This window comes from Variovorax sp. ISS6 (assembly GCF_056523145.1).
Genome location: NZ_JAWRZC010000001.1, coordinates 1,660,330 through 1,683,394, shown reverse-complemented (window position 1 = coordinate 1,683,394; position 23,065 = coordinate 1,660,330). Strand labels below are relative to the sequence as shown.

Annotated in this window: 15 protein-coding genes; all 15 read right to left on the bottom strand. The window is 71.2% G+C overall.

Going from position 1 to position 23,065, the window contains the following annotated elements:
• Positions 1-19 precede the first annotated feature (19 nt).
• Positions 20-2,704, bottom strand: a complete 2,685-nt coding sequence (gene tssH / locus AC1HIL_RS07755; protein WP_479671520.1) for a type VI secretion system ATPase TssH — start codon at positions 2,702-2,704, stop codon at positions 20-22.
• Positions 2,705-2,744: 40 nt separating this feature from the next.
• A complete protein-coding gene (tssG, locus tag AC1HIL_RS07750) occupies positions 2,745-3,797 on the bottom strand; it encodes a type VI secretion system baseplate subunit TssG (RefSeq protein ID WP_261217127.1) in 1,053 nt (350 codons plus the stop codon).
• Positions 3,798-3,823: 26 nt separating this feature from the next.
• The gene (gene tssF, locus AC1HIL_RS07745) at positions 3,824-5,719 is read right to left on the bottom strand and encodes a type VI secretion system baseplate subunit TssF (protein WP_413761585.1); all 1,896 of its coding nucleotides are present in this window, start codon (positions 5,717-5,719) and stop codon (positions 3,824-3,826) included.
• A gap of 2 nt (positions 5,720-5,721) precedes the next feature.
• Positions 5,722-6,237 (bottom strand): type VI secretion system baseplate subunit TssE, encoded by a 516-nt coding sequence (tssE, locus tag AC1HIL_RS07740; RefSeq protein ID WP_296735959.1) that lies wholly within the window; start codon positions 6,235-6,237, stop codon positions 5,722-5,724.
• Positions 6,230-7,087: a type VI secretion system accessory protein TagJ gene (locus AC1HIL_RS07735; RefSeq protein WP_479671519.1), complete on the bottom strand. Its 858-nt coding sequence runs from the start codon at positions 7,085-7,087 to the stop codon at positions 6,230-6,232. Before AC1HIL_RS07735 ends, tssE begins: the two co-directional genes overlap by 8 nt.
• Positions 7,084-7,647, bottom strand: coding sequence for a type VI secretion system tube protein Hcp (locus tag AC1HIL_RS07730; RefSeq protein WP_057596833.1), 564 nt, complete (start codon positions 7,645-7,647; stop codon positions 7,084-7,086). The genes AC1HIL_RS07735 and AC1HIL_RS07730 overlap by 4 nt, the downstream gene beginning before the upstream one ends.
• Before the next feature lie 25 nt (positions 7,648-7,672).
• Positions 7,673-9,712, bottom strand: coding sequence for a caspase family protein (locus AC1HIL_RS07725; RefSeq protein WP_479671518.1), 2,040 nt, complete (start codon positions 9,710-9,712; stop codon positions 7,673-7,675).
• On the bottom strand, positions 9,709-10,851 hold the full coding sequence (locus AC1HIL_RS07720) for a hypothetical protein (protein ID WP_479671517.1): 1,143 nt from the start codon (positions 10,849-10,851) through the stop codon (positions 9,709-9,711). Before AC1HIL_RS07720 ends, AC1HIL_RS07725 begins: the two co-directional genes overlap by 4 nt.
• A gap of 27 nt (positions 10,852-10,878) precedes the next feature.
• Positions 10,879-11,628 carry a hypothetical protein gene (locus AC1HIL_RS07715; protein WP_057596830.1) on the bottom strand — a complete coding sequence of 250 codons (750 nt, stop codon included), beginning with the start codon at positions 11,626-11,628 and terminating at the stop codon, positions 10,879-10,881.
• Positions 11,629-11,680: 52 nt separating this feature from the next.
• Positions 11,681-13,288 (bottom strand): murein transglycosylase A, encoded by a 1,608-nt coding sequence (mltA, locus tag AC1HIL_RS07710; RefSeq protein WP_057599026.1) that lies wholly within the window; start codon positions 13,286-13,288, stop codon positions 11,681-11,683.
• Between the two features lie 54 nt (positions 13,289-13,342).
• Positions 13,343-15,268 (bottom strand): protein kinase domain-containing protein, encoded by a 1,926-nt coding sequence (locus tag AC1HIL_RS07705; RefSeq protein ID WP_479671516.1) that lies wholly within the window; start codon positions 15,266-15,268, stop codon positions 13,343-13,345.
• A gap of 653 nt (positions 15,269-15,921) precedes the next feature.
• Complete coding sequence (tagF, locus tag AC1HIL_RS07700) at positions 15,922-16,551, bottom strand: type VI secretion system-associated protein TagF (RefSeq protein WP_479671515.1); 630 nt, start codon at positions 16,549-16,551, stop codon at positions 15,922-15,924.
• A complete protein-coding gene (gene tssM, locus AC1HIL_RS07695; RefSeq protein WP_479671514.1) occupies positions 16,548-20,150 on the bottom strand; it encodes a type VI secretion system membrane subunit TssM in 3,603 nt (1,200 codons plus the stop codon). Before tssM ends, tagF begins: the two co-directional genes overlap by 4 nt.
• Entirely contained in the window at positions 20,147-21,517 is a 1,371-nt protein-coding gene (locus AC1HIL_RS07690; RefSeq protein ID WP_479671513.1) for a DotU family type VI secretion system protein, read from the bottom strand. The genes tssM and AC1HIL_RS07690 overlap by 4 nt, the downstream gene beginning before the upstream one ends.
• Before the next feature lie 205 nt (positions 21,518-21,722).
• Positions 21,723-23,054, bottom strand: coding sequence for a type VI secretion system baseplate subunit TssK (gene tssK / locus AC1HIL_RS07685; RefSeq protein WP_479671512.1), 1,332 nt, complete (start codon positions 23,052-23,054; stop codon positions 21,723-21,725).
• Positions 23,055-23,065: the final 11 nt, after the last annotated feature.

Here is a 23,065-nt window from a genome sequence, read left to right as displayed (position 1 = left end):
TGGATCTCTTCGGGGAGCCTCAATCGAAGGCGTAGGTGAAATCGGCGTCCTTGACGTCGAGCGCGACGCGGCGGATCTCGCCGCCGGCGGCCAGGCGCTGCAGGTACTCGACCGAGATCGTGGGCAGCACGGTGTTGGTCAGGATGGCGTCGATCACGCGGCCGCCCGATTCCGGGTCCTGGCAGCGCGCGACCACCTGGTCGACCACCGCGTCGCTGTACTCGAAGGGCACGCCGTGGTTGGTCTCGACGCGCTTCTTGATGCGGCCCAGCTGCAGCCGCACGATCTTCTTCATCATCTCGGGCGACAGCGGGTAGTAGGGAATGGTGACGATGCGGCCCAGCAGCGCGGGCGGGAACACCTTCATCAGCGGCGCCTTCAGCGCATCGGCCAGCGCGTTCGGATCGGGCAGCAGTTCGGGATCGCGGCACATGCTCATGACGAGCTCGCTGCCGGCGTTGGTGGTCAGCAGGATGATCGTGTTCTTGAAATCGATCATGCGGCCCTCGCCGTCCTCCATCCAGCCCTTGTCGAAGACCTGGAAGAAGATCTCGTGCACGTCCGGGTGCGCCTTCTCGACCTCGTCGAGCAGCACCACGCTGTAGGGCCGGCGGCGCACGGCCTCGGTCAGGATGCCGCCCTCGCCGTAGCCCACGTAGCCCGGAGGCGCGCCCTTGAGCGTGGAGACGGTGTGCGCCTCCTGGAACTCGCTCATGTTGATGGTGATGATGTTCTGCTCGCCGCCGTACAGGGCCTCGGCCAGCGCCAGCGCGGTCTCGGTCTTGCCGACGCCCGAGGTGCCGCACAGCATGAACACGCCGATCGGCTTCTGCGGGTTGTCCAGCCGCGCGCGCGAGGTCTGGATGCGGCGCGCGATCATCTCGAGGCCGTGCTTCTGGCCGATCACGCGCTGGTTGAGCGTGTCGGCGAGCTTGAGCACCGCCTCGACCTCGTTCTTGACCATGCGCCCGACCGGAATGCCGGTCCAGTCGGCGACCACCGAGGCCACGGCCTGCTCGTCGACCGAGGGCAGGATCAGCGGCGACTCGCCCTGCACCGCGTGGATCTTCGCCTGCAGCTCGTGCAGTTCGGCGAGCAATGCGGCGCGGTCGGGCGCGGCCTCGGCGGGCGCGGCCTCCGCATCCACCGGCTTGTTCCCCGTGCGCAGCTTCGCGCGCAGTTCCAGCAGCCGGTCGACCAGGCCCTTCTCTTCCTGCCAGCGTGCATTGAGCACTTCCAGCTGCGCCTTCGACTCGGCCAGCAGCGCCGACACCTGCGCCGCGCGCCTGGTGACGTCGATGCCGATCGCCTCCTCGCGGCCGATGATCTCCTGCTCGACCGTCAGGCCCTCGATGCGGCGCATGCAGTCCTCGACCTCGGGCGGCGTCGCGTGCTGGCTCACGGCCACGCGCGCGCAGGCGGTGTCGAGCAGGCTCACGGCCTTGTCGGGCAGCTGGCGCGCGGGAATGTAGCGGTGCGACAGCTTCACGGCGGCCTCGATGGCCTCGTCGAGCAGCTGCACGCGGTGGTGCTTCTCGAGCACGCTGGCCACGCCGCGCAGCATCAGGATGGCCTTGGTCTCGTCGGGCTCGGGCACCTGCACGACCTGGAAGCGCCGCGTCAGCGCGGGGTCCTTCTCGATGTACTTCTTGTACTCGGCCCAGGTGGTGGCGCCGATGGTGCGCAGGTTGCCGCGCGCCAGCGCGGGCTTGAGCAGGTTGGCCGCGTCGCCGGTGCCGGCAGCGCCGCCCGCGCCCACCAGGGTGTGGATCTCGTCGATGAAGAGAATGATCGGCGTGGGCGAGCTCTGCACCTCGTCGATCACCTGGCGCAGCCGCTGCTCGAACTCGCCCTTCATGCTCGCGCCGGCCTGCAAGAGGCCGATGTCCAGCGTGAGCAGCTTCACGTCCTTGAGCTGCGGCGGCACGTCGCCGCGCGCGAGGCGCTGCGCGAAGCCCTCGACCACGGCGGTCTTGCCGACGCCGGCCTCGCCGGTCAGCAGCGGATTGTTCTGGCGCCGGCGCATCAGGATGTCGACGATCTGGCGGATCTCCTCGTCGCGGCCCGTCACCGGGTCCATCTCGCCCTTCTTCGCCTTCTCGGTCAGGTCGACCGCGAACTTCTTGAGCGCATCGCCCTTGCCCATGGCGGCCGGCGCCATCGCGCCCGCGTCCTCGCCGGGCGCGCCGCTGCCCATGCCGGTGCCGTCCTGCGCGCGCATCTGGGCCTCGGGCGAGGCATCGCAGATCTTCACGAAGTTCTCGGCCAGGTCCTCGACCTTGACCTTCTCGAACTGCTTCGACAGGCCGAACAGCGGGTTGCGCAGGCTCTGCGTCTTGAGCATGCCCACCAGCAGGTAGCCGGTGCGCACCTGCGCCTCGCCGAACTGCAGGGTGGCGTAGGTCCAGGCGCGCTCGATCGCGTTCTCGATGTGCGGCGAGAAGTCGCTGATGGCGGTGGCGCCGCGCGGCAGGCGGTCGAGCGCGGCCGTCATGTCCTTGGCGATCACCGAGACGTCGAGGCCGTAGTGCTGGATCACGCGGTGCAGGTCGGAGTCCTGCGCCTGCAGCAGCTGGGCGAACCAGTGCTCGAGCTCGACGTACGGATTGCCGCGCATCTTGCAGAACACGGTCGCGCCCTCGATGGCCTTGTAGGCCAGCGAATTGAGTTTCCCGAACAGGGCGGTGCGGCTGATTTCACTCATGGAGGACTCCGTATCTCTTCAAGACGAACGAAAGGGTTTTTTATTGAAAAGCCGGCGCGCGCGGATGCGCCTCGCCGCCGGGCCGGCTCGCGATGCGCACGTCGCTCGCGTCGCGCGAACGCGGCCGCTCGCCGAGCCACGAGATCCAGCCCAGCCGCGGCGCGTTGCCGCGCTGCTGGCCGAGCCGCGTGGGCGGCACCTGCTCCTTGCGCAGCACCAGTTCGGCGTCCCACTCGAGCTCGCCGCCCAGCAGCTGCAGCATCCAGCGCTGCAGCACCGGCTGCGCATCGCCGATCGGCAGGAACATGCGGTAGCGCGCGAGATCGAGCGGCCCGACATGCAGGCGCACGCGGTGCTGGCGGTCCCAGGCGCGGGTGCCGAGCATCGCGCCCAGGCCCATCGCGCGCGAGCTCTCGCCGCGGCCCAGCCGCGTGAGTTCGGCATCGGGCAGGCTCATCCAGTGGCCGACCCAGCGCTCGAGCTTCACCGGCACGCCGAAGTAGCTGCACAGCACCGACTCCACGCCCTCGGCGCTGTGCACGCGGCGCGCGAGCCAGCCCGAGAAGTGCAGCCGCGCGTCGTCGTGGATCTCGTCGCGCCCGATGCGCCCCGGCGTGCCGATGCCCACCAGCGCGCCGATCTGCAGCCGGAAGCGGTCCTCGCCCGGCCGGTCGAGCGCGACCGCGGGCCGCGCCTGCGCCCAGGCGCGGTAGAAATGCAGCGAGAAGCGGTGCAGGAAGCTGTCGAGGAAGGCGAGCCAGGTCGGGTCGCCATGGTTCAGGCTGCGCTCGCGGATGAAGTCGCTCAGGTGCACCGGCAGCGGCCCGTTGGGGCCGATGTAGGCGAAGAAATGCTGGCGCAGCCGCGGCGGCGAATGCGCGCCGGCCGGCTCGAAGCGGCTGAAGGCGGCGGGCGCGAACGACAGCGAGGGCTCCTGGCCCACGCGCACCGGCTCGGCGCTCGGCAGCAGCGCGCGGCCCCAGCGCGGCGTGGTCGCGGCGGCCGACTCGAGCCGGCGCAGCACCGCGAAGTAGTCGTAGGCCCAGGGCTGGTCGGACCACTGGCGCAGCGCGGCATCGACGCGCGCTGCCACCGTTCCCTCGGGCGCCGCGGGCGCGGCTAGAGGATCTGGCGCGTCCCGCACAGCGGCCTCCAGCGCATGTTCTCGCCCTTGCCCGCGATGCGCACCACGGTCTCGACGAAATGGTTGACCTCGACGTGGCGCGCCAGGTAGCGCGCGAGCACGGCGCCGAACAGGAACACGCTATGGCCGTGGAAGGCGTCCTTGTCGACCTCGAGCGTGACCTCCAGGCCGCGCCCGAAGGCGATCGGCCCCTTCATCGGCAGGCGGCGCGCCACCGGCTTGCTCGTGACCGACAGCAGCCCGCGCACCTGGCCCTGGCGCATCTCGTCGGCATGCGAGGCATAGAGCATCAGCGTCTCGCGCAGGGCGGCCGCGCCCTGCTGCGGCGTGCTGTCGGAGATCGACAGGTAGTTGAGCGCGAGGTGGTCGAGCACGCGCCAGCCCAGCCCCTGGCTCACCACCGGCGACACCGGCCGCGAGGGCCCGCGCACCATGCGCACGCGCTGCGCGGGGAAGGAGTCGACGCAGTCGAAGTCGTTGTCGCGGCCCATCGGCAGCAACAGCGGCAGGTCGCGGTTGGTGCACAGCGCCGACACCGCGAGCTGGCGCAGGCTGGCCGCGTACGGCGCCTGCTGCGGATCGACGATCTGCATGTAGACCTCGGAGCCGATGTGGCTGCTGCGATTGCCCTCGGTGCGCTGGCGCACCGACAGCATGCGCGGCTCGCGCGTGGTCGTGTAGTAGGCCGGATGGCTGTGGCGCGTGCCGTGGAAGGCCGAATAGAAGGGGCGGAACGGCTGCTCGGTGGCCGCGCCCCGGTCGGCGCCCGGCGCGCCGTGGCCGATCACCTCGGTCACGGTATGCACCTCGAAGTCCTGCGGTCGCGTGCGGTCGGGCACCAGGTGGAACTGGCTCACGCCCTCGCCGAGCGGCACGCGGTCGAGCCGCTTGTGAAACAGGTTGATGGCCGGCACGCAGTGCAGCTGCAGGTTCTCGGCGCTCACCAGCTTCTCGAGCGCGGCATCGCCGCGCGAGAACAGCAGCACGATCTCGACCTGCGTCACCGGCATCGAGGGCAGCACCGACTGCAGGCCCGCGATCTTGAGGAACTGGAAGCGCTGCGGAAAGGCGAAGTACTCCTGCAGCAGCCGGAAGCCCGAGAAGCCCGTGGCCGTGACCGGCAGCAGCGCCTCGTCGTCCTCGAAGCCGACCATGCCGATGGCGCTCGGCGGCAGGCTGCGCGCCTCGCCCTGCAGCGCGCCGCCGGCGCCCAGCGGCCGCACCATCACGCCGATGGGCTGGCCCAGCGCGCATTCCTGCAACTGCCAGGCCACGTCCTCGGCGCCGCCCAGGTGCAGCACCAGCTCGTCGAGCGCGATCTGGCTGAAGTTCAGGCCCGCGGTGGTGCGCAGCACCAGGCGCAGGCCGCCGCGGATCGCGCGCGCCTGCGCATGCGTCGTCAGCGGCAGGTCGGGCGCGTAGGTGAAGTACTGGGCTCGCTGCACCTCGAGCGGCCACAGGCGCATCGCGCCGGCGGTGCGGAACTCGCAATAGGTGTTCTGGCCCACCGCATGGCGAGCGCGCAGGCCCGCGCCGCGCGGCAGCGTCGGACCGGTGGCGAGGTTGGCATCGTCGGGATCGTGCGAGAACGCGACCACCGCCATGGCCGGCGTGGGCGCGAGGAATTGCGGATAGACGATGTCGAGCAGATGCCCGGTGAAGCGCGGGTATTCGGCATCGAGCTTGAGGTTGACGCGCGCCGAGAGGAAGGCCGTGGCCTCGATCAGGCGCTCGACGTAGGGATCGGCGACCTCCTGGCCCTCGATGCCGAGGCGGTGCGCGATCTTCGGGAAGGCACGGGCGAACTCGGACGAGCTTTCGCGGAAGTAGCGCAGTTCCTGCTCGTACAGGTTCAACAGCCGTGGATCCATGACTACTTTTGCGGGTGCGCCATGTCCTCGATCTCGATGCGTCCTTCCTCCAGGTCGACCCGGCTGCGCATGAGGAACTCCAGCGGCACGGGCTGCGCCCACAGCATGCCGCGGATCTGCAGGCCGATGCTGTTGTGCGAGTCCAGGGCGGGGCCTTCCATGACCAGTTCCACTTCGAGGGTGCGTGACAAGATGCGAGGCTCGAACTGCAGGATTGCGTTCTTCAAAGCCTGTTCCATGCTGACACGCTGAACCGACGAGGTGAACTGGCCAGACAGCATAGGCAATCCGTAGTTGATGACGGAGCGCGCGGCGTTCGGGTACTGGCGATCGTCCATCGCGAGCCCGTAGCCGGTCGCGTTGAACAGCCAGCTCAGGTCGCGCAGCACGGCCGCGCGCAACGCCTGCTTGGTCAGCGTGCGCTTCTCGTCGCCCTCGCGCTTCTCGTCGGGCGCGTTGTCGACGAGCCGGTCGAGCAGCGAGGGCTGCAGCCGCTCCTGCGCGCCGAGCTCAGCCACCGTCGCGGCCCTGCGCCGTCGCCGCGCCGTCGTCCGTCTCGTCCCCGGCCTCGGCGGGCCGCGACGCGAAGACGATCTCGCGCACGTCCATGATCGCGTATTCGCCCTGGTCGCTGCCGAGCACGCGCTGGCCGTGACCGGCCCAGACCTCGGGGCGCAGTTCCCGCCACGCCGTCTTGCGCGCGAGCTGCAGCTCGCCGTCCTCGCACTTCTCGCTGCCCTCGTAGCGCGTGGGGATCAGCGCCAGCGTCTGGCCGCCGTTCTCGAAGTCCAGGTGCGCGGGCATCCACACGCAGTCGCGCAGGTCCTCGGGTGGCTCGATCTTCACGCGCGCGAGCCGTGCATAGGGAATCCAGTAGTACTTGCCGTTGACGAAGGCCTCGAGCACCGGGCCCAGCCGCATGTCGGCGTCGGCCAGCCACTCGAAGGGCACGCCGTCGATGCTGCCGCCGATGGCCGGCGCCGCCTCGAAGGCGCGCCGGCGCAGGTCTTCGGCCAGCTCGAACTCGCCGCGTCCCTGCCGCAGCAGCGACTCGATGAGCAGCGCCAGCCATTCGTCGGGCTGGCCGAAGATCATGGGCGTGCGCGTGCCGGCGAACACCTCGGCGCGCAGGCCTTCGCAGCGCACGGCCTCGCCGTACACCTGCTTCATCGGAACGGCGAGCGCATCGAGCTCGGCCGCGACCGTCAGCTGGTTGAGCGCGCGCTCCCACTGGCCCAGCACGCACAGCAGCTGGGCCATGAAGACGCGCGGCTTGCTGTCGGCGGGCCTGGCGCGCACGTCGTCGCTGAGCGCCTTGAGGGCGGCGGCCGGATCGGCCCCCTTGAGGAGTTCGGCGGCGGTGCTCATGCTGCCGCCTCGACGAAGGTGCAGGTGCGCACCGCGCCGCGCGCGCCGCTCTTTTGCTGCGGCGCCGAGCGGATCTCGAGCTTGCGGTAGCTGAAGAAGATGATGTCGCAGGGCCGCTTGGGCATGCCGCCGGTGACGATGGCGTGGCAATGCACGCGCGCGCCCTCCATCACGAACTCCAGGTGCGACTGCTGGTCCTTCGAGCTGTCGCCGCCGGCCTTGAAGACCGACACCGTGACCTTGAGGTCCGCGTCCTGGTTCTTCAGCAGGCTCGCGATCGACGCGGTGGCGGCATCGCAGTCGCGGATGACGATGAAGGGATAGTTGCGCAGCTTGCCCTTGCTCGAGCCCGGCGGAACGATCACGTCGGTCTTGTACGAGTAGCCGCCGATCTCCATGCGCTGCTTGCCGTCCTCGTAGGTGCGCTGGGATTCGCCCTCGATGGGCGAGCCCTTGCTCTCGATCATCATCGCGAAGTCGTTGCCCGATTCGCCCGAGAGGTGATCGAGCAGGCGCAGCGCCTCATCGGGGTCCAGTCTTCCGTCGTATGTCCAGCTCATGTCGATCTCCTGAGAACAGAAACAGTCATCGCGCGGACGGGCCCTCGCCCGTCCAGCGCACCATCGCGGCATAGGTCTGCCGCGCCTTGTCGGGGGCCAGTTGGCCGCGCACCCGCACCTCGGGCAGCGCGGCTTCGAGCGGCGCGGCACCGAACAGCCGCGGCGTGGTGTAGGGGCTGGCCGCGGTGGCGAGCACCAGCAACCGGCCGCCGGGCGCCTCCAGCCACGGCAGCTCGAAGCGCTTGGCCGCGGGCGCTTCGCGCGTGCCGCGCTCGAAGCGGTTGGTCTCGCCGGGGTCGTCCGGATAGACGGGACGCAGGCCGCCCTGGCCATCGATGCCCACCACCACCATGTCGACCGAGGCCCCGCTGGCATTGCGCACCTGCAGCGCCGCGCGCTCGCCTTCGCGCAGCGGCAGCAGTTGGCCGGCGGCGGCGCGCTGCGCGGGTTCGCTGCGCAGCAGGCGGTCGCCGCGCCAGACCTCGAACACGGCCTCGAAGCCCTCGATCGGCGAGGCACTGGCCTGGCTCATCGCCAGCAGCTGGTTCCACCACTTCAGGCGCGCCAGCGTCTCGATGCGGCGCCGCGCGGCGGCCACGTCGGCGAGCAGCTGGGTGCCGGCACCGAGCGCGCCCGACAGCACCTCGATGCGCTGGCCGGCGGCGCCGAGGTCGGTCCAGCGCACATCGGCCGCTGCGGTGTCGCCCGTGCCGAGCGCGAGCACGGAGGCCGGATAGTCGAGGCTCAGCCGCTGCGGCAGGCCACGCTCGTTGCCGCGCACGCGCAACGCGAACGCGGCCGGCGCGGCCAGCGGCGAGGCGCTCCACAGCGCGCCGCCCGAGAGTTCGCGCAGCGCCGCGGGCACGGGAAGGCGCGCGCTGTCGCTATCGACCTGCGGCACCCGTGCCGGTGCGCTGCGCACGGTGCCGTCCTCGAGCGTGGCGTTGATGCGCAGTTCCTGTTGCGGTTGCAGGCCGTCGACCAGGCCGGCCTGCAGCACCAGGCTGTCGCCGCTGCGCTGCGCGCGCCAGGCCGGCAAGGTGGAGACGGCACCGGCGCTGTTGGCGAACAGCGGCGCGTCGAGGTTGCCCTCGGCCACCGGCGAGGGCAGCTCGCGGGTCGGGAAGCGCTGCGCCAGTTCGTCGATCACCGGCGGGTAGAGCGCGAGCACGCCGTCGAACAGCTCGCGCCAGGTGGCGGGTCGGCGTTCGAGCGCGCCGGCCACGGCCCAGGTCAGCAGGCCCTGCGGCCGCGCGTTGCGGCCCTGGCGCGGCAGCCGCAGCTCGGGCGTGATCTGGTGGCTCTCGGACGCGAAGAAGGCGACGTAGCGCGCGCGCGCCACGCGCTCGGCCACCGGCGGCGCGGCCGGGGCGGCAGGCGGCACGGCCGCCGGCGCGGCGCGCAGCTGGCCCGCGCGCAGGCCGCGCCAGCGCACCTCGTCGTCGGCCGGGCCTTCGGCGACCGCGGGCACGGCGGCGCCGGCGTTGCGCGTCATCGAGGTGGCGGCGCAGGTGTCGAACACCGACCAGACGAACACGCCGCGCGCGAGGAAGGCCTGCACCCAGCCGTCGAAGTCGACGTCGCGCACGCCGCCCGCGAGCGCGCTGTCGACGCCGACGGCACCGCGCACGTCGCGCGCGAGGAAGTTCTCGGCCAGCCCGTCGGGCTCCTGGTAGCGCTTGGTGGCATCGCGCCAGCGCGTGCCGTGGCCCGAGAAATAGAGCAGCACGAAGTCGCCGCTGCGCGACTGCGCGAGCAGCCGCGACAGCGCGTCATGGATGGCCTGCGACTCGGGCAGCGCGGCGCCGCTCACGCCGTCGGCCAGGGTCGTGATGTCGCCCGCGCCGAAGCCCTGCCGGAGCAGTGCGTCGCGCATCAGCGCCACGTCGTTGCGCGGCGCCTGCAGCCACAGCGACTGCGGCTGGTTGACGAGTTCGGAGACACCCACCAGCAGCGCGCGCTGGGTGGCGAAGGCGCGCGGGGCGAGGCAGGCGAGCGCGAGCAGCAGGAGCCACGAAAGCCAGGCCTCCCGCGTCGCCATCGACCGCCGCGCGACAGGGCTCATGGCCGCTCCGACGCCCGTCCCGCCGCCTCGACCAGCGGCGAGGCCGCCAGCACCTGCAGGCTCTTCTCCACGTCGGGCACGCGCAGCCGCCACACGCCGTTGCTGCCGGGGCCGCCGACCACGTCGGCCGAGATCGCCTGCAGCAGCCGGTCGGCCTCGTCCACGCGCACGCCGTCCTTCCAGCGCACCGTGAGATCGGCAGCGGCCGCGACCGGGGCCGTGGGCACCGAGCGGAAGCGCACCTCGTCCTGCGCCTCGTGGCCGCCGAACAGGCCCACGTTCTGCACCACCACGCACAGGGCCAGCACCGCGAACGCGGGCCGCATCCAGCCGTCGGCGCCGAGCCAGCGCCGCACGCTGCCCCACCAGCCGCCCTCGGGGCCGGGCTGGGGCCGCGCGCGCGGCGCGGCGGCCGGGCCCGATGCGTTGCGCGCGGCCGGCAGCCAGGCGGCACCGAGCTGCGACGCCGCGTCGCGGTACAGCGACTGGTAGTCGACGCGCGGATCCTTCGGGCCGAGCGGCGTGCCCGACAGCACGGCGAACACGCCGCCCACGGTGCGCAGCGCGATGCGGCCGGGCTCGGGCGCGATGGCGGGCGCGGCCTGCGCGGCCCACTCGTCGTGCACCGCGCGGATGGCGGCGAGCCGCGTGGCCGAGACCTCGCCGAGCACGCGCGCGGCGAGTTGCGGGCTCGGCTCGAGCGTCAGCACGTTCCAGGCCTGGATCAGTCCGAAGGCCGGCTCGAAGGGTTCGTCGTCGGGCTCGAGCAGCACGTCGAAGGCCGAGGCCCAGTCGGCCTCGCCGGCCGCCATCCAGCCCTGCCAGAGTTCGCCGTGGATGCAACGGTCGAGCAGCACGCCGAGCAGCCGGCCCTCGTGCACCACGCTGACCAGCCGGCCCGGCGCCCAGCGCGCGCCGAAGCTGCGCTGCGCCACGGCCTCGCGGCGGCGCGCGAGCTCGGCCAGCGGCAGCAGCAGGTCCACCGGCGGCGAGGCTGCTTCGGGTGCCGCGGCGCGCGTGCCGGGCATGGCGACGGTCGCGAGCCCGGGCGTCTCGGGCGCGAAGGCCGCGGCCGCGCCGGGCCCGGTTTCGAAGGCGCTGCGGATCGCGCTGAGCGGTGGCCAGAGATGGGTGGTCATGGCGTCTGTTCCTGAATGGCTATGTCTTCAGGCATAAGACGCTTCAGCGCCCAGGATTTTGAAAACCTGCAGGATCGCCGCCATGTTGTCGGCCTCGATGGCGATGCCCAGGGTGCCCTGGATCCAGCCGCCGAGCCGGGTCCTGGCGTAGTCGGCGGTCAGGCCCTCGCGCTTGTGCACCAGGCCGAGCCGGCCCGCGCGGTAGTGGTAGGAGGCGATGGCATGGCGCGAGGCGATGCCCGACAGGCCGCCCTCGGCCTCCTTGCCGAAGCCCTCGCACAGCAGGATGCGCTCGGGCTCGGGCAGCTCGGCGATGAAGGCGCGCGCCGCCTGCTGCACCGCGAGGCTGCTGAGGCCGTGCTCGGCCAGGCAGCCCTCGAGGTCCTCGTCGGCGCCCAGTTCGTCCTCGAGCTGGGCCTCGGTGATCTGGTCGCCGATCGACAGCTTGCGCTTGAAGGCGGCCGAGCGCGTGCAGTCGATCAGGTAGCGGCGGAAATAGGCGCACAGCGCGAAGGCGGTCGAGGGGGCGCTGTGGCCCGCGCGCTCCTCGGCCTCGTCGGGATCGGCATCGAGCCGCAGCACCTTGACGTAGATGAACTGCGCCACCAGTTCCTGGCGCCCTTCGCCGAGCACCTGCAGCTCGGGCGGATTGCAGGCCACCAGCGCGTCGCCGACGATGCGGTACATGCGGCCCATGTCGTTCGACGTGAGCGTCTGGCGCCGGCGCCACAGGCGCACGAGTTCGCCGCTTTCCTCGGACGACAGCGTTTCCTGCATGGATTCAACGGCCGGGGCCGGGCCTCGTGGCGGCATTCACGCTGTCGTCTCCTCAGTCGTCCTCGCAGACGCCCTCGGTCGGCACCAGGCATTGCGCGAGGCCGGCGCCCACCGGCCCACCGCGCGTGCGGATCGCCGAGGACGCCGCGGCGCTCGCCACCGCCAGACCGCGCGGCAGCAGGATCCAGAGCTGGCCGCGTTCCTTCATGCGGCGCGCGTTGGTCGCGGCCTGCTGGCCGTTGCCGAAGAAATAGTCGGCCCGCACCGCGCCGCGGATCGCGCCGCCGGTGTCCTGGGCGATGGTCAGGCGCTGCATCGGCGCGCCGCTGCCGGGCGTGCGCGTCGAGACGAACACCGGATAGCCCAGCGGCGTGCTGCGCGGATCGACCGCGATCGAGCGGCCGGCCGACAGCGGCACGCCGAAGGCGCCCACCGGGCCGCCGGGCGTGGCCGCCTCCTTGAAGAACACGTAGCTCGGGTCCTTGATGCCGGTGCCGGCCACCGGGCCGGCCGCGCGCCGCCCGGGCACCACCACCGCTCCGCTCGCGGCGGGCCGCGCCAGCGTGAAGCCGCGCGTGCGGATGGTGGTCGAGACGTTGCCCGAATCGTCGTCGTCGCCGTCGTCGAGGTCGAGCTCGATCGACGAGCCGCGCACCTTGACCGGGCTGCGCGGCTTGCCGTTGGCGGCCTGCGCCAGCGTGGGCCGGAACGGCTGGCCGTTCTGCTCGGCGTAGGCGACGCGGATCATCTCGCCGCTGGCCAGGCGGATGCGGCCCGAGCCCTGGATCTGCATCTCGTAGAGCGCGGTGGCGCTCGAGACGAAGGCCAGCACCTTGGCGTTGGGCGCGCCCTTGGTCTCGATCTCCTCGCGCGTGTAGTACGGCAGCAGCTGCTTGCCCTCGATGCGCAGGCGCACCTTGCGGTCGAGCGTGTCGCGCACGATGCCCGAGAGGTCGAGCGCGTAGAGGCCCGGCGCGCCCATGTCGCGCGTGCTCAGGCCGGTCTGCACCACCACGTTGCGGCCCTGCACGCGCGCGGCCACGGTGCCGTCGCCCGCGGGCAGCTTGCGCGCGTCGGCGAACAGCATGTCCTCGGGCTGGCCGTACACCGGGTAGATGAACGGCGGCGCGTAGCTGCGGCTGCCCTGGATCTCGGGCTCGAAGTAGCCGGTGACCACGCCGTCGGGGCGGCGGTCGTCGTCGCGGATCTGGTAGACCGAGAACTCGGTCTCGAAGAAGTTGCGGATCGAGGGATTGCTCTTGCCGTCGACCTTGGTCGCGCGGTCGCAGACCGACTTCCATTCGGTGCCGCGGCCGTTGAGCACCTTGCAGCTGCCGAGGAAGGCGGGCCAGGTCTCGGCGAAGTCGTCGCGGGTCCAGCCCGGCACCGCGTCGAAGCCGACCGCGGTGTAGGTCGCGAGCTGGGTCGAGAAGGTGCGCGCCTGGCCGGCCACGCTGCCGCTGGCGGGCGGGCGCGGTGCCGGCGCGGGCGCCGGCGCCGCGGCGGCCGTGTCGGTGCTGGGGGCGGGGGCCGGGGCGGCGGCGGGCGGCGGCACGGCGCAGCCCGCGAGGAAGGCGGCGGCGGCGGTCGCGGCGGCCACGGCGGCGCGGTGCAGGACCGGCGCGGGCGTCGGCGCGAGGGCCGGAAGGTGCTTGTTCATGGTGAAGATCTCCTTCGTGGAAAGGTGGCCCGTCGGGTCACGCTCTACAGACGATTACTTCTCGACGATTTTGAAATTGGCGACGCCATAGACGTCGTCGCAGGGCGTGCCGGGCGCGCACACAGGCTTGCCCAGCAGCGGTGAAGGCCCGCTGCCGCGGGTGGCTTCGAGGGCCGCGAGCACCGGCAGCGGGAACTGCGGGAACACGCCCTCGTTCTGCACGCCCGAGGCGCCGAAGTCGCGCTCGTGCTCGCTGACGAGCACCGCGAACTGGTTGGTCCCGGCGGGCCCGCCGGCCTCCATCGGCCACGAGGCACGCGGCAGCGCGAGGGGGCTGCCGGCGGTGATCTTGTTGTACTTGTCGAGCAGGTTCGGGAACAGCAGGAACATCTCGCCGCCGCTGGATAGCAGGAACACGTAGACGTAGCCGTCGCGCTTGCTGCGCACTTCGAAGGCCAGTTTGTCCTTGCCGATCGCGACCTCTGGCTTCTTCGCCGAGGCCGTGACATCGAAGCCGGCCGCGGCGCCGCCGGCCAGCGACTGCAGCGATTCGAGCGCCGTGCGCGGTGCCGGGGGCGGCGCGGGCGGAGGGGGTGGCGGAGGCGGCGGTGTCTGCGCGACCTGCTGCGTGTCGCCACCGGATGGCGGCGGCGCGCTCGCGATCGGCGGCGTGTCGCCATGGCCGCGTCCCTGGAACCACCACCAGCCGCCGCCGGCCGCGGCCGCGAGCAGCGCCGCCGAGACCAGCGCCACGGCGGTCTTGTTGCCACCGGCGCGCGCACCCGCCGAGGGTGCCGGCGCGGGCGGCAGCACCACCGTCTTGCCGCCACCGCCGCTGCGGCTGTTGGGCCCCGGCGCCGCCGACGTGGCGCGCGCGTGCTGCGAGGGATGCGCGGGCGGCGCGATGCTCTGGCTGGTCTCGAGCCCGAGCGCCGCGCGCAGTTCGGCCATCGACTGCGGCCGCGCCTCGGGCCGCACGCCGAGCCCGGCGTCGATCGCCTCGAGCAACTGCGGGCTGTAGCGCTGGCGCAGGATCTCGTTGCCCGCGAGCGGCACGTAGCTGTCGGACAGGAGGCGCGCCACCGACGGCGGCGGCGCGCGGCCGCACACGGCCACGTGCATCACGGCCGCGAGCGCGTAGACGTCGGTCCATGCGCCCTGCGACATGTCGGGCATCTCGGCGTACTGCTCGATCGGCGCATAGCCCGGCTTGAGGATCACCGTGATCGCCTGCGTCTTGTCGGTGATCACGCGCCGTGCCGCGCCGAAGTCGAGCACCACCGGCCGGCCCGAGCCTTCGAGCAGGATGATGTTGTCGGGCGCGATGTCGCGGTGGTAGCAGTTGGCGCCATGCATCACGCCGAGCGCCTGCGTGACGCCGTCCATGATGCGCACCAGCCAGGCCTCGTCGACGCCCGCGGGGATCGACACCAGCGCCTGGCGCAGGGTGTCGCCGCGGTAGAAGGGCATCACCATATAGGTGGTGCCGCGTTCCTGCCAGAAGCGGTAGACCTTGAGCAGCGAGGGGTGGTCGAACTGGGCGAGCAGGCGGGCTTCGTTGATGAAGCTGCGCATGCCGAGGTCGAAGGTCTCTCGGTGGCGTTCGGAGAGGGGGACGACGCTGCCGTCGTTCTGGCGGGTGGAGAGGGACGAGGGGAGGTATTCCTTGATCGCTACGACGCGTTCGAGGGTGTGGTCCCAGGCTTCGTAGACGACGCCGAAGCCGCCCTGGCCTATGACTCGGGTGATCTCGAATTCGGCGAGGCGGCTGCCTACGGGGAGGAGGCCGGCTTCGTGGGGTGTTCCTTGGGATGGGCCCGTGGCTGGATTTGTCGGGGGGTTCGTGGGGGCGAACAACGGGCTGTTGGTGCGCGTGGGCTGGCCGGACGTGATGACTGTGGCGCTGTCGTCCAGGGGCGTGGTTCGGGGGACGACTCGGGTGCGGTCGTCGTTGCCTTCGGGCTTGATTTCCTCGGTCATGGGATAGGGGCCTCGAGGTGGCTTGCTCCCTGCGGGAGGCTGTTGGCCGGGTCTCGCCCCGGCGGGCGACCTACTTTCTTTTGCTTCGCCAAAAGAAAGTAGGCAAAGAAAAGGCGACCCCACTGTCTGCGACCCTCCGCTTCGCTCCGGGCAACCTGCGGTGCTCGCGTTTCGCGGGGTCTCGCAGAACTCGCTTCGCTCAAACAGCTGCGAGCCCTGATCCGCGAAACGCTGCGCTCCTCGGCGCAGCCAGAGGGGATCAGGGTCAACGCGCCATGGCGCGTCCTTGTGTGGGGGGTGCGAGCACGACCGCTACGCCCGATAGCCAAGGCCGAGCGAAGCGAAGGCCCGTTGGGCATGCGGGGCCGAGCGCAGCGATGGCCCGACCCACTCCCCTCTGGCTGTGCCGAGGAGCGCAGGGGAAAGCGGGATAAGGGCCGCAGCTGTCTGAGCGGAGCGCAGCGCAGCGAGTTCTGCGGACCCCCGCTTTCCCCGAGCACCGCAGGTTGCCCGTAGCGAAGCGAAGGGACACAGACAGTGGGGTCGCCTTTTCTTTGGTTACTTTCTTTTGGCGAGACAAAAGAAAGTGACTCGCCCGCCGGGGCGAATTCCCGGCCGACAGCCTCAGCAAAACAATCAGAGGAAGACAAAGCTCACTCCCCTCCCCCAAGAAACAGCGCCTCGAACTGCAGATCCATCGGAAGCCCGACGCAAACCATCCGCAGCCCGCTTTCAACGGCAGGATCCCCGATCCACAAGGAGGCCCCTTCCAAAGGCAAAGCCAACGCACCTTCAGAGGACGAAGCATCCGAACCAGAAGCACCGAACAACCGAGCCAGCGCCGCATCGAACCGCGCCGCATCCAGATCCAGCTCCAGCCCTTCCAGAGCAGCCTGAGTAGCCACCCCCCACCACCGCAAGGCAGCCACCAACGCAGCCCCCTCGAGCTCAGAGAGCAACGGGTCTTCCAGCTCCACAGCCACGGTGAAAGGAAAGTACCGCCCCACCCCATCGACCGAAGGCATCAACACCCCGATCCACCCCCGCTCCCCCGCCACCCGAGGCCCCAGCACGAAGCACCACACCGGCGCCTCGAGGTAGTGCGAAGTCCAGTCCGCATGCCGATCCCGCAACCGCGCCAGCCCGCGCTGCAGCCACGCATCCCACACCTCCCGAAACGATTCGGGCAAGCGGCGATGCGCGAAGTCCCCCATCCCCGGCAACTTGCCGAACCATCCCGGCAATTGCGTGGAAGCGAACAACGGGGACGAGGCGAGGTTCACAAGCCCTCCGGGCACGAGAACTCGCGCAGTTCCTTCAACCGGATCGGGTGCTGCACGCTGTTGGTCGTCACCTCGAAGCGGGTGCGCCGGTTGCCGACCTGGAAGGTGATGAAGAACTTCTCGGGCGCGTCGCCGGCCTCGAGCTGGCCGTCGTCGAGCGTGCGGAACAGCGCCCACGGCCCATCGACCGCCGAACCCGAGCTGCCCGTCGCCGAGGGCGGGCTCACCTGCACGCGCACCTGGTTGCTGCCCTTCGGTCCGGGCCACTGCACCGCCATCGGCACCACCGGGCCGTGCGCGTACTTCACGAGCTGGCCGTCGACGTCGAGGATGAACTGCGTGATGCTCGCGTCCATCTCCACCGGCTTGAAATCGAGCCGCATCGACGGACCGCGCCCGCCGCCGCGGAAGAAGATCTCCTTGATGCGCGCCGCGCGCTCGAACTGCGCCAGCGCCTGCGTGGTGATGGCGCCGCGCTCGGCCACGGGCTTGTAGCGCCACGGCCGCGTGCTGGTGTCGACCAGCGCGGCCAGCCGCTTCTGGAAGAAGTCGTCCATCAGGCCGCCGGCGCCGAACATCTGGCCGAAGTCCTCGGGCAGCACGTCGCGCTTGCTGTTCTGCACGAAGGGATAGCGGCCCGCGATGGCGCGCGCGCAGAACTCGGCCACGGGGCGCAGGTCCTGGCTCAGGTTGCCGCGCTCGGCCACCTGGGCCTGCGTGGCGCCGGTCTGGCTCAGGTTCTCGATCATGCTGCGCACCGGCTCGGGCAGGCGGCCGGCGTCGGACTTGAGCTTGCCGGCCACGTCGCCGGGCGGCGGCGAGGTGCGGCCCTTGACCGCGGTGTCGACCGCGTTGAGGTAGACGTAGACCTCGTTGAACAGCTTGAGCGCGTCGTCGATCGGCGCCGGCTGGTTCGGGCCGCCGGCGGTGACGAGGCGGCGCAGCGATTCGAAGCGGTCGTCGACGATGCTCTCGATGCGCTTGCCCGGCGCGACCTGGCGGCCGGGGTCGCCGCCGAACAGGTCCTCCAGGCCCTTGCGCGTGTTGCGCACGGTCTCGGTCGCCTTGCTCACCACGTCCTTGTTGGCATCGGCGGCGGGGATCAGCGTGGTCTGCTTGACCACCGCGCGCAGGAAGTTCGCGAGCGGCGAATCCACGCCCGAGAGGATGCGCGCGGTCTCGATGTTCTTGTCGAGGCCGGTGACGCGGATCAGCCGCACGTCGGCCAGCAGCGCTTCCCACTGCTTGACGTACTCGGCCAGGTAGAGCCGGCGCACGCGGTCGGTGAGCTCGCCGAGCGCGGCCACGTCGCGCAGCCGGTCGGCGGTGTTGCGGTCCTGGCCCAGCACCCACGGGTCCTCCTGCGCGAGCAGGCCGGTCAGCACCACCACCTCGTTCTGGAAGCGCTTGTGGTAGCCGTCGTAGGTGAACATGCCGGGCACGCCCTCGGTCAGCGGCTTGCCGCTGATGCGCTCGAACACCAGCGGGCCCGAGGGACCGGTGGCCTGCGCCACGCTGAAGGCCGGGATGTCGCGCGAGGCGCGCTGGCGCTTGAGGCGGCTGAACACGCGCTGCTCGAGCGGATAGCTCGCGAGCACCGCGCGCACGCTGCGCACCAGGTTCTCGTCCATCTTCAGCGGCGAGCGCGGCGGGCCCTGCGCGATCAGCACGTCGAGCTGGTCCTCGAGCTGCTTGCGCTGCTCCTCGGGAATGCCGCGGTCGAGGCTGCGCGACCAGTCGAGCGTGATCCAGGCCTTGAGCGCCTCGGCATCGAAGTGCTCGGGCTGGTAGAGCATCAGGTAGCTCTTCAAAGCCTCGTAGGTGTACTCGAGGTTGTCCTTCTGCGCGGTGCGCAGCTGGTCTTCCAGCCGCTTGGCGATCTGCGGCAGGAAGGCCTCGTTGAGCGCGCGCTGGTGCACCAGCATGGCGGCGGCATCGAGCTTGTCGCCCTGGTAGAGGCCCAGGGTCATGGCCAGCGGCTCGTCGCCCAGGCGGTTCTCGGGCGTGCGCCAGATGTCGCGCAGGTTCTGCAGCACCGGCGCCACCTCGACCAGGTTCTGCACCCGCGCCGGCAGCGCGGCCAGGTTCTGTTTGGCCGGATCGACGCGCGCCTCGACCGACTTCAGGTAGTCCATGTTGCGCAGCGTGCTGTAGCCCCAGGCCGCGAGCAGGCCCACGGTCAGCAGCGTCATCGCGGCCACGGCCGCGAAGCGCAGCGTGTGGCGGCGGCGCTCGAGCTTGACGTCGGCGCCGGCCAGGCGCTGCTCGGGGAACACCACCTCGCGCAGCAGCGTGGTGAGGAAGTAGCTGCGTCCGCTCGACTTCTGCGGCGCGAGCATCGCGCGCTCGATGCCGAAGCTGCGCGCCAGGCTGCCCATCACGCGATCGATCGGGCTGCCTTCCTGCGTGCCGCTGGTGAAGTACACGCCGCGCACCCATGGCGGCTGGGTGAAGCGCGAGCCGGTGAAGACCTGGTCGAGCAGGTCCGACAGCAGCGGGCCGATGGCGCCGAACTGCGCCGGGAAGCCGAAGATCGCGGCACGGCGCGTGCCGTCGGTCTCGCGCTGCATGCGCGCGATCAGGCCGTCGTTGACGCGCTGGTGCAGCAGCGCGAACTCGCGCTGGAAGGCCAGCGACAGGCCCTTCTCGTCGACCTGCTGGTTCTCCTCGGGCGGCAGCGTGAAGCCGAACACCTGCGCGCGCTGCTCCTTGCCGAGGTCGTCGAAGTAGTCGGTGAAGCCGTACAGCAGGTCGCTCTTGGTGACCAGCACGTAGACCGGCAGCCGCGTCGTGAGCTTGCCGTCGAGCTCGAGCAGGCGCGCGCGGATCGAGGCCGCGAGCTGCGAGCGCGCCTCGGCCCCCTGGCTCAGCAGGTCGCCGACGCTGACCGTGAGGAACACGCCGTTGAGCGGCCGGCGCGGGCGCACCTTCTTGAGCAGGCCGAGGAAGCCTTCCCAGGCGCTCTTGTCCTCCGACTGGTGGCTGTCCTGCGTGGTGTAGCGGCCCGCGGTGTCGATCAGCACGGCCTCGTCGGTGAACCACCAGTCGCAGTTGCGCGTACCGCCCACGCCGCGGATGGCGCCGGGGCCGAACTTCTCGGCCAGCGGGAACGACAGGCCCGAGTTGACCAGCGCGGTGGTCTTGCCCGCGCCCGGCGCGCCGATGAACACGTACCAGGGCAGGTCGTAGAGATAGCTGCCGCCCGAGATCGAGAGCCAGTCGCGCCAGCCGGGCTTCTTGCCGGCCGCGTGCAGCTTCATCTGCTTGAGCGTGGCCACCGCCTCGTTGAAGCGGGTGTCGAGGATCTGCTGCTCGCCGGCCACCGGCGTGCCGGCCTTGGCCGCGGGCGCCTTCATCAGGCCGTCGGTCAGGTGCTGGCTGGCGCGGCGCGCGCGCCAGCGGCGGTAGATGGCGCGCAGCAGCACCAGCAGCACGATCACGCCGATGACGATGGCGCGCACGGTCTCGCTCTCGAGCGGCGCCAGCGCGCCGATCTTCACCAGCGGGCCGATCCACCAGATCAGCAGCGCGACGACGATCAGCGCGAGCAGCGTCAGCAGCAGCGGGCTGAACAGGAAGCCGAAGATTTTCTTGATCATTTGGTCGCTCCCGTGGCGGGCGACGGCGCAGGCGGCGCGGCGGCGGCGGGCGCCGACGCCAGGCGCTCGGGCTCGGTCAGCAGCACCACCTCGACGCGGCGGTTGCGCGCGCGGTTGGCGGGCGAGTCGTTGGGCGCGACCGGCTCGGCATCGGCCTTGCCGTCGGAGCGCATGCGCGCCGGATCGACCAGCGTCGACAGCGCGCCCTTGACCGCGTCGGCGCGCGCGGCCGACAGGTGCCAGTTCGATGGATAGCGCAGCGAGCGGATCGGCTGGTTGTCGGAGTGGCCGGTGATCAGCACCTCGCCCTTGACCTCGGCCAGTGCCTGGCCGATGCGGCGCAGCACCGGCAGCGACTGCGCCATCGGGTCGGCGCTGCCCGAGCCGAAGAAGGAGTCGCCGCGCAGCCGCACCACGCTGCGGTCGGCCTCGTCGGTCACGGTGACCAGGCCCTGCTTGATCTCGGGCTCGAGGAAGCGCGCGAGCCGCGGCGTCTTGGCCGGCGCGGCCGGCGGCGCGATCTGGATGTTGGGCACGCGCAGGCTCGACAGCGCCGAGTAGGTGGTGTCGGAGCGGTAGTTGAGCGTGAGCCGCAGGCCGAACCAGGCCAGCGCGAGCAGTAGCGCGAAGCCGGCCGCGAACACCCACAGCGGCAGCGACTCGCGCAGCCGCACCGTGCCCGCGCCCTGCCCGCGCCAGTGCGGCGAGAGCTCGGGCTCGACCGCGGGGCGGTCCTTGGCGATCAGGTCGGCCAGCCGCTGGCGCACCGAGTCGAGCTGCGCGCGGCCGTTGTCGACCACGCGGTAGCGGCCCTCGAAGCCGAGCGCCAGCACGCTGTAGATCAGCTCGAGCAGCTGGCGGTGCGTGGGCACGTCCTGCGCGAGCTTGGCCAGCAGCTGGAACACCTTCTCGCCACCCCAGGTCTCGTTGTGGAACTGCACCAGCAGGCTCTGCTTGTTCCAGCCGGCCTGCACGCCCCAGGGCGTGTTGGCCACCGCCTCGTCGAGCGCGGTGCACAGCACGTAGCGCGCGGCCAGCACCGATTCGTTGCCCACGCCCGCGCGGCGCGCGTTCTGGTCGAACTGGTTGACGGCCTCGGCGGTCGAGGCGCGCAGCGCCGGCACGTTGGGCGGCTGCACCAGGTTGCGCAGCTTGCCGATCAGCACCAGCAGCTTGCCGGCCGCCGACACCAGCGGATTGAGCAGGCCGAGCTCGCCGAGGTCGGCCACCGGCGTGGGATCGGTGGCGGGGAAGAAAGGCGCGGGCGCGGCCGAGGCCGCCGGCGCATTGGCCGGCGTGCGCGGCTTGGGCTTGATGACCGTGCGCTCGGACTCGAAGGCGGCGAAGGGGTCGGGAGGTGTGCTCATGATGCGTGGGTCCCGCGAAGAAAGACGGGATCGGACTTCCGGACGCAGAGGACGCGAAGGTTCCGCGAAGGACGCGAAAGGAACACAAGAAATGGATTCCCGGACTTCTTTCGCGTCCTTCGCGGAACCTTCGCGCCCTTCGCGTCCGGGCAGCCCGAATCCGGCAGCGCATCCGTCTGGCACGACCGGATTTCCGTCGAGGTGTTCATGACCGGATCGCCCAGAACGCGAGGTCGAGGCCCGGGAAGTCGCCCGCGATGTGCATCGCCACGCCGCCCGACTGCTCGAGCTGGCGCCAGAGGTCGCTGTTGCGGGTCTCGAGCTCGAAGTAGTTCGCGCCCGCGTGGAACGGGATCTGGCGCGGCGCCACCGGCATCGGCGTCAGCGTGACGCCCGGCAGCGCGAGGTTGACGAGGTCGCGGATGCGCTCGACCGGGCCGATCTTGACCTGCGTCGGGAAGCGCGCGCGCAGCGCCTCGCTGGGCATGTGGGCGTTGACGGCCAGCACGAAGGTGGCGTTGCGCTGCAGCTCGACGTCGCTGACCACGGCCACGCGCACGCCGTGCTTGCGGTCGTGCAGGTCGATGCGGATCGCCGACTGCTCGAGCACCATCGACAGGCTGCGGCGCAGGTCGTCCATCAGCGGCCGGAAGCTCATCGCGAGGTCGTCGTGGATGTAGGGACCGAAGCGCGCCACGCGGCGCGAGTCGCGAAAGCTCGCGAGGTCGCCGGCCAGGCCCAGCGCCTGCTCGAAGAAGCGCTGCGGATGCAGCATCGCGCTCCTGGCGAGGTGCGCGAACACCGCCTCGTTGCGGTTCACGGTCTGCAGCAGCATGAAGTCGGCGATCTCGGCCACGCCGCCGGTGCCGCCCTGCGTCATGCGCCCGGCCAGCGCCTCGCCGCGCTGGCGCAGCAGGCCCAGCAGCTCGTCGAGCCAGGCGCGGATCACCGCATGGCCCGCCACGTCGAGCAGCGGCGGCAGCATCGCGCGCTCGAGCTGCACCTGGTTGTCGACGCGGCGCTCGACCACGCGCGCCACGCCCAGCGTGGTCCAGGCATCGGTCGCCTCGCTCGCGCGCATCAGCCGCGTGTGGAGCTGGCCCAGCTGCAGCATCGCGGTGCGCTCGCCCGCGGTGTTGGAGTCGGGCACGTCGGACTCGAGCACGCGGTGGCGCACCAGCTCCTCGTACTCCTCGGCATCGGCCTCGCGCGCCCCGGCGCGGCGCAGTGGCAGCGCCAGCACCACGGCCTCGTCGCGCATGGTCTGGGGGATGTCGATCGGTTCGGGCAGCGGATCGACCGCCGGCATGTCGAACACCGTGCCGTCGCCGAACACGCCCACCGCGCGCACCAGCGCCAGCTTGCCCAGCGTCAGCGCGGCCTGGTCGATCTCCAGTTCGGCGAAGCCCCAGGCATAGGGCGTGGTGGAGCGCAGCAGCACGTGCCGCGCGTGATCGGCATGTCGTTCGCTCTGCTGCAGGTGCTGGGGCTGCAGCAGCATCCCCTCGCTCCAGACCACTTTTGTTCGCCAACTCATCCGCTCGCACT

Excerpts from the sequence above, each read along its gene's own strand:
- tssH (WP_479671520.1), bottom strand. The coding sequence starts at position 2,704 with ATGAGTGAAATCAGCCGCACCGCCCTGTTCGGGAAACTCAATTCGCTG.
- tssF (WP_413761585.1), bottom strand. The coding sequence starts at position 5,719 with ATGGATCCACGGCTGTTGAACCTGTACGAGCAGGAACTGCGCTACTTC.
- AC1HIL_RS07735 (WP_479671519.1), bottom strand. The coding sequence starts at position 7,087 with ATGAGCACCGCCGCCGAACTCCTCAAGGGGGCCGATCCGGCCGCCGCC.
- AC1HIL_RS07730 (WP_057596833.1), bottom strand. The coding sequence starts at position 7,647 with ATGAGCTGGACATACGACGGAAGACTGGACCCCGATGAGGCGCTGCGC.
- AC1HIL_RS07725 (WP_479671518.1), bottom strand. The coding sequence starts at position 9,712 with ATGAGCCCTGTCGCGCGGCGGTCGATGGCGACGCGGGAGGCCTGGCTT.
- AC1HIL_RS07720 (WP_479671517.1), bottom strand. The coding sequence starts at position 10,851 with ATGACCACCCATCTCTGGCCACCGCTCAGCGCGATCCGCAGCGCCTTC.
- AC1HIL_RS07715 (WP_057596830.1), bottom strand. The coding sequence starts at position 11,628 with ATGCAGGAAACGCTGTCGTCCGAGGAAAGCGGCGAACTCGTGCGCCTG.
- mltA (WP_057599026.1), bottom strand. The coding sequence starts at position 13,288 with ATGAACAAGCACCTTCCGGCCCTCGCGCCGACGCCCGCGCCGGTCCTG.
- AC1HIL_RS07705 (WP_479671516.1), bottom strand. The coding sequence starts at position 15,268 with ATGACCGAGGAAATCAAGCCCGAAGGCAACGACGACCGCACCCGAGTC.
- tssM (WP_479671514.1), bottom strand. The coding sequence starts at position 20,150 with ATGATCAAGAAAATCTTCGGCTTCCTGTTCAGCCCGCTGCTGCTGACG.
- AC1HIL_RS07690 (WP_479671513.1), bottom strand. The coding sequence starts at position 21,517 with ATGAGCACACCTCCCGACCCCTTCGCCGCCTTCGAGTCCGAGCGCACG.
- tssK (WP_479671512.1), bottom strand. The coding sequence starts at position 23,054 with ATGAGTTGGCGAACAAAAGTGGTCTGGAGCGAGGGGATGCTGCTGCAG.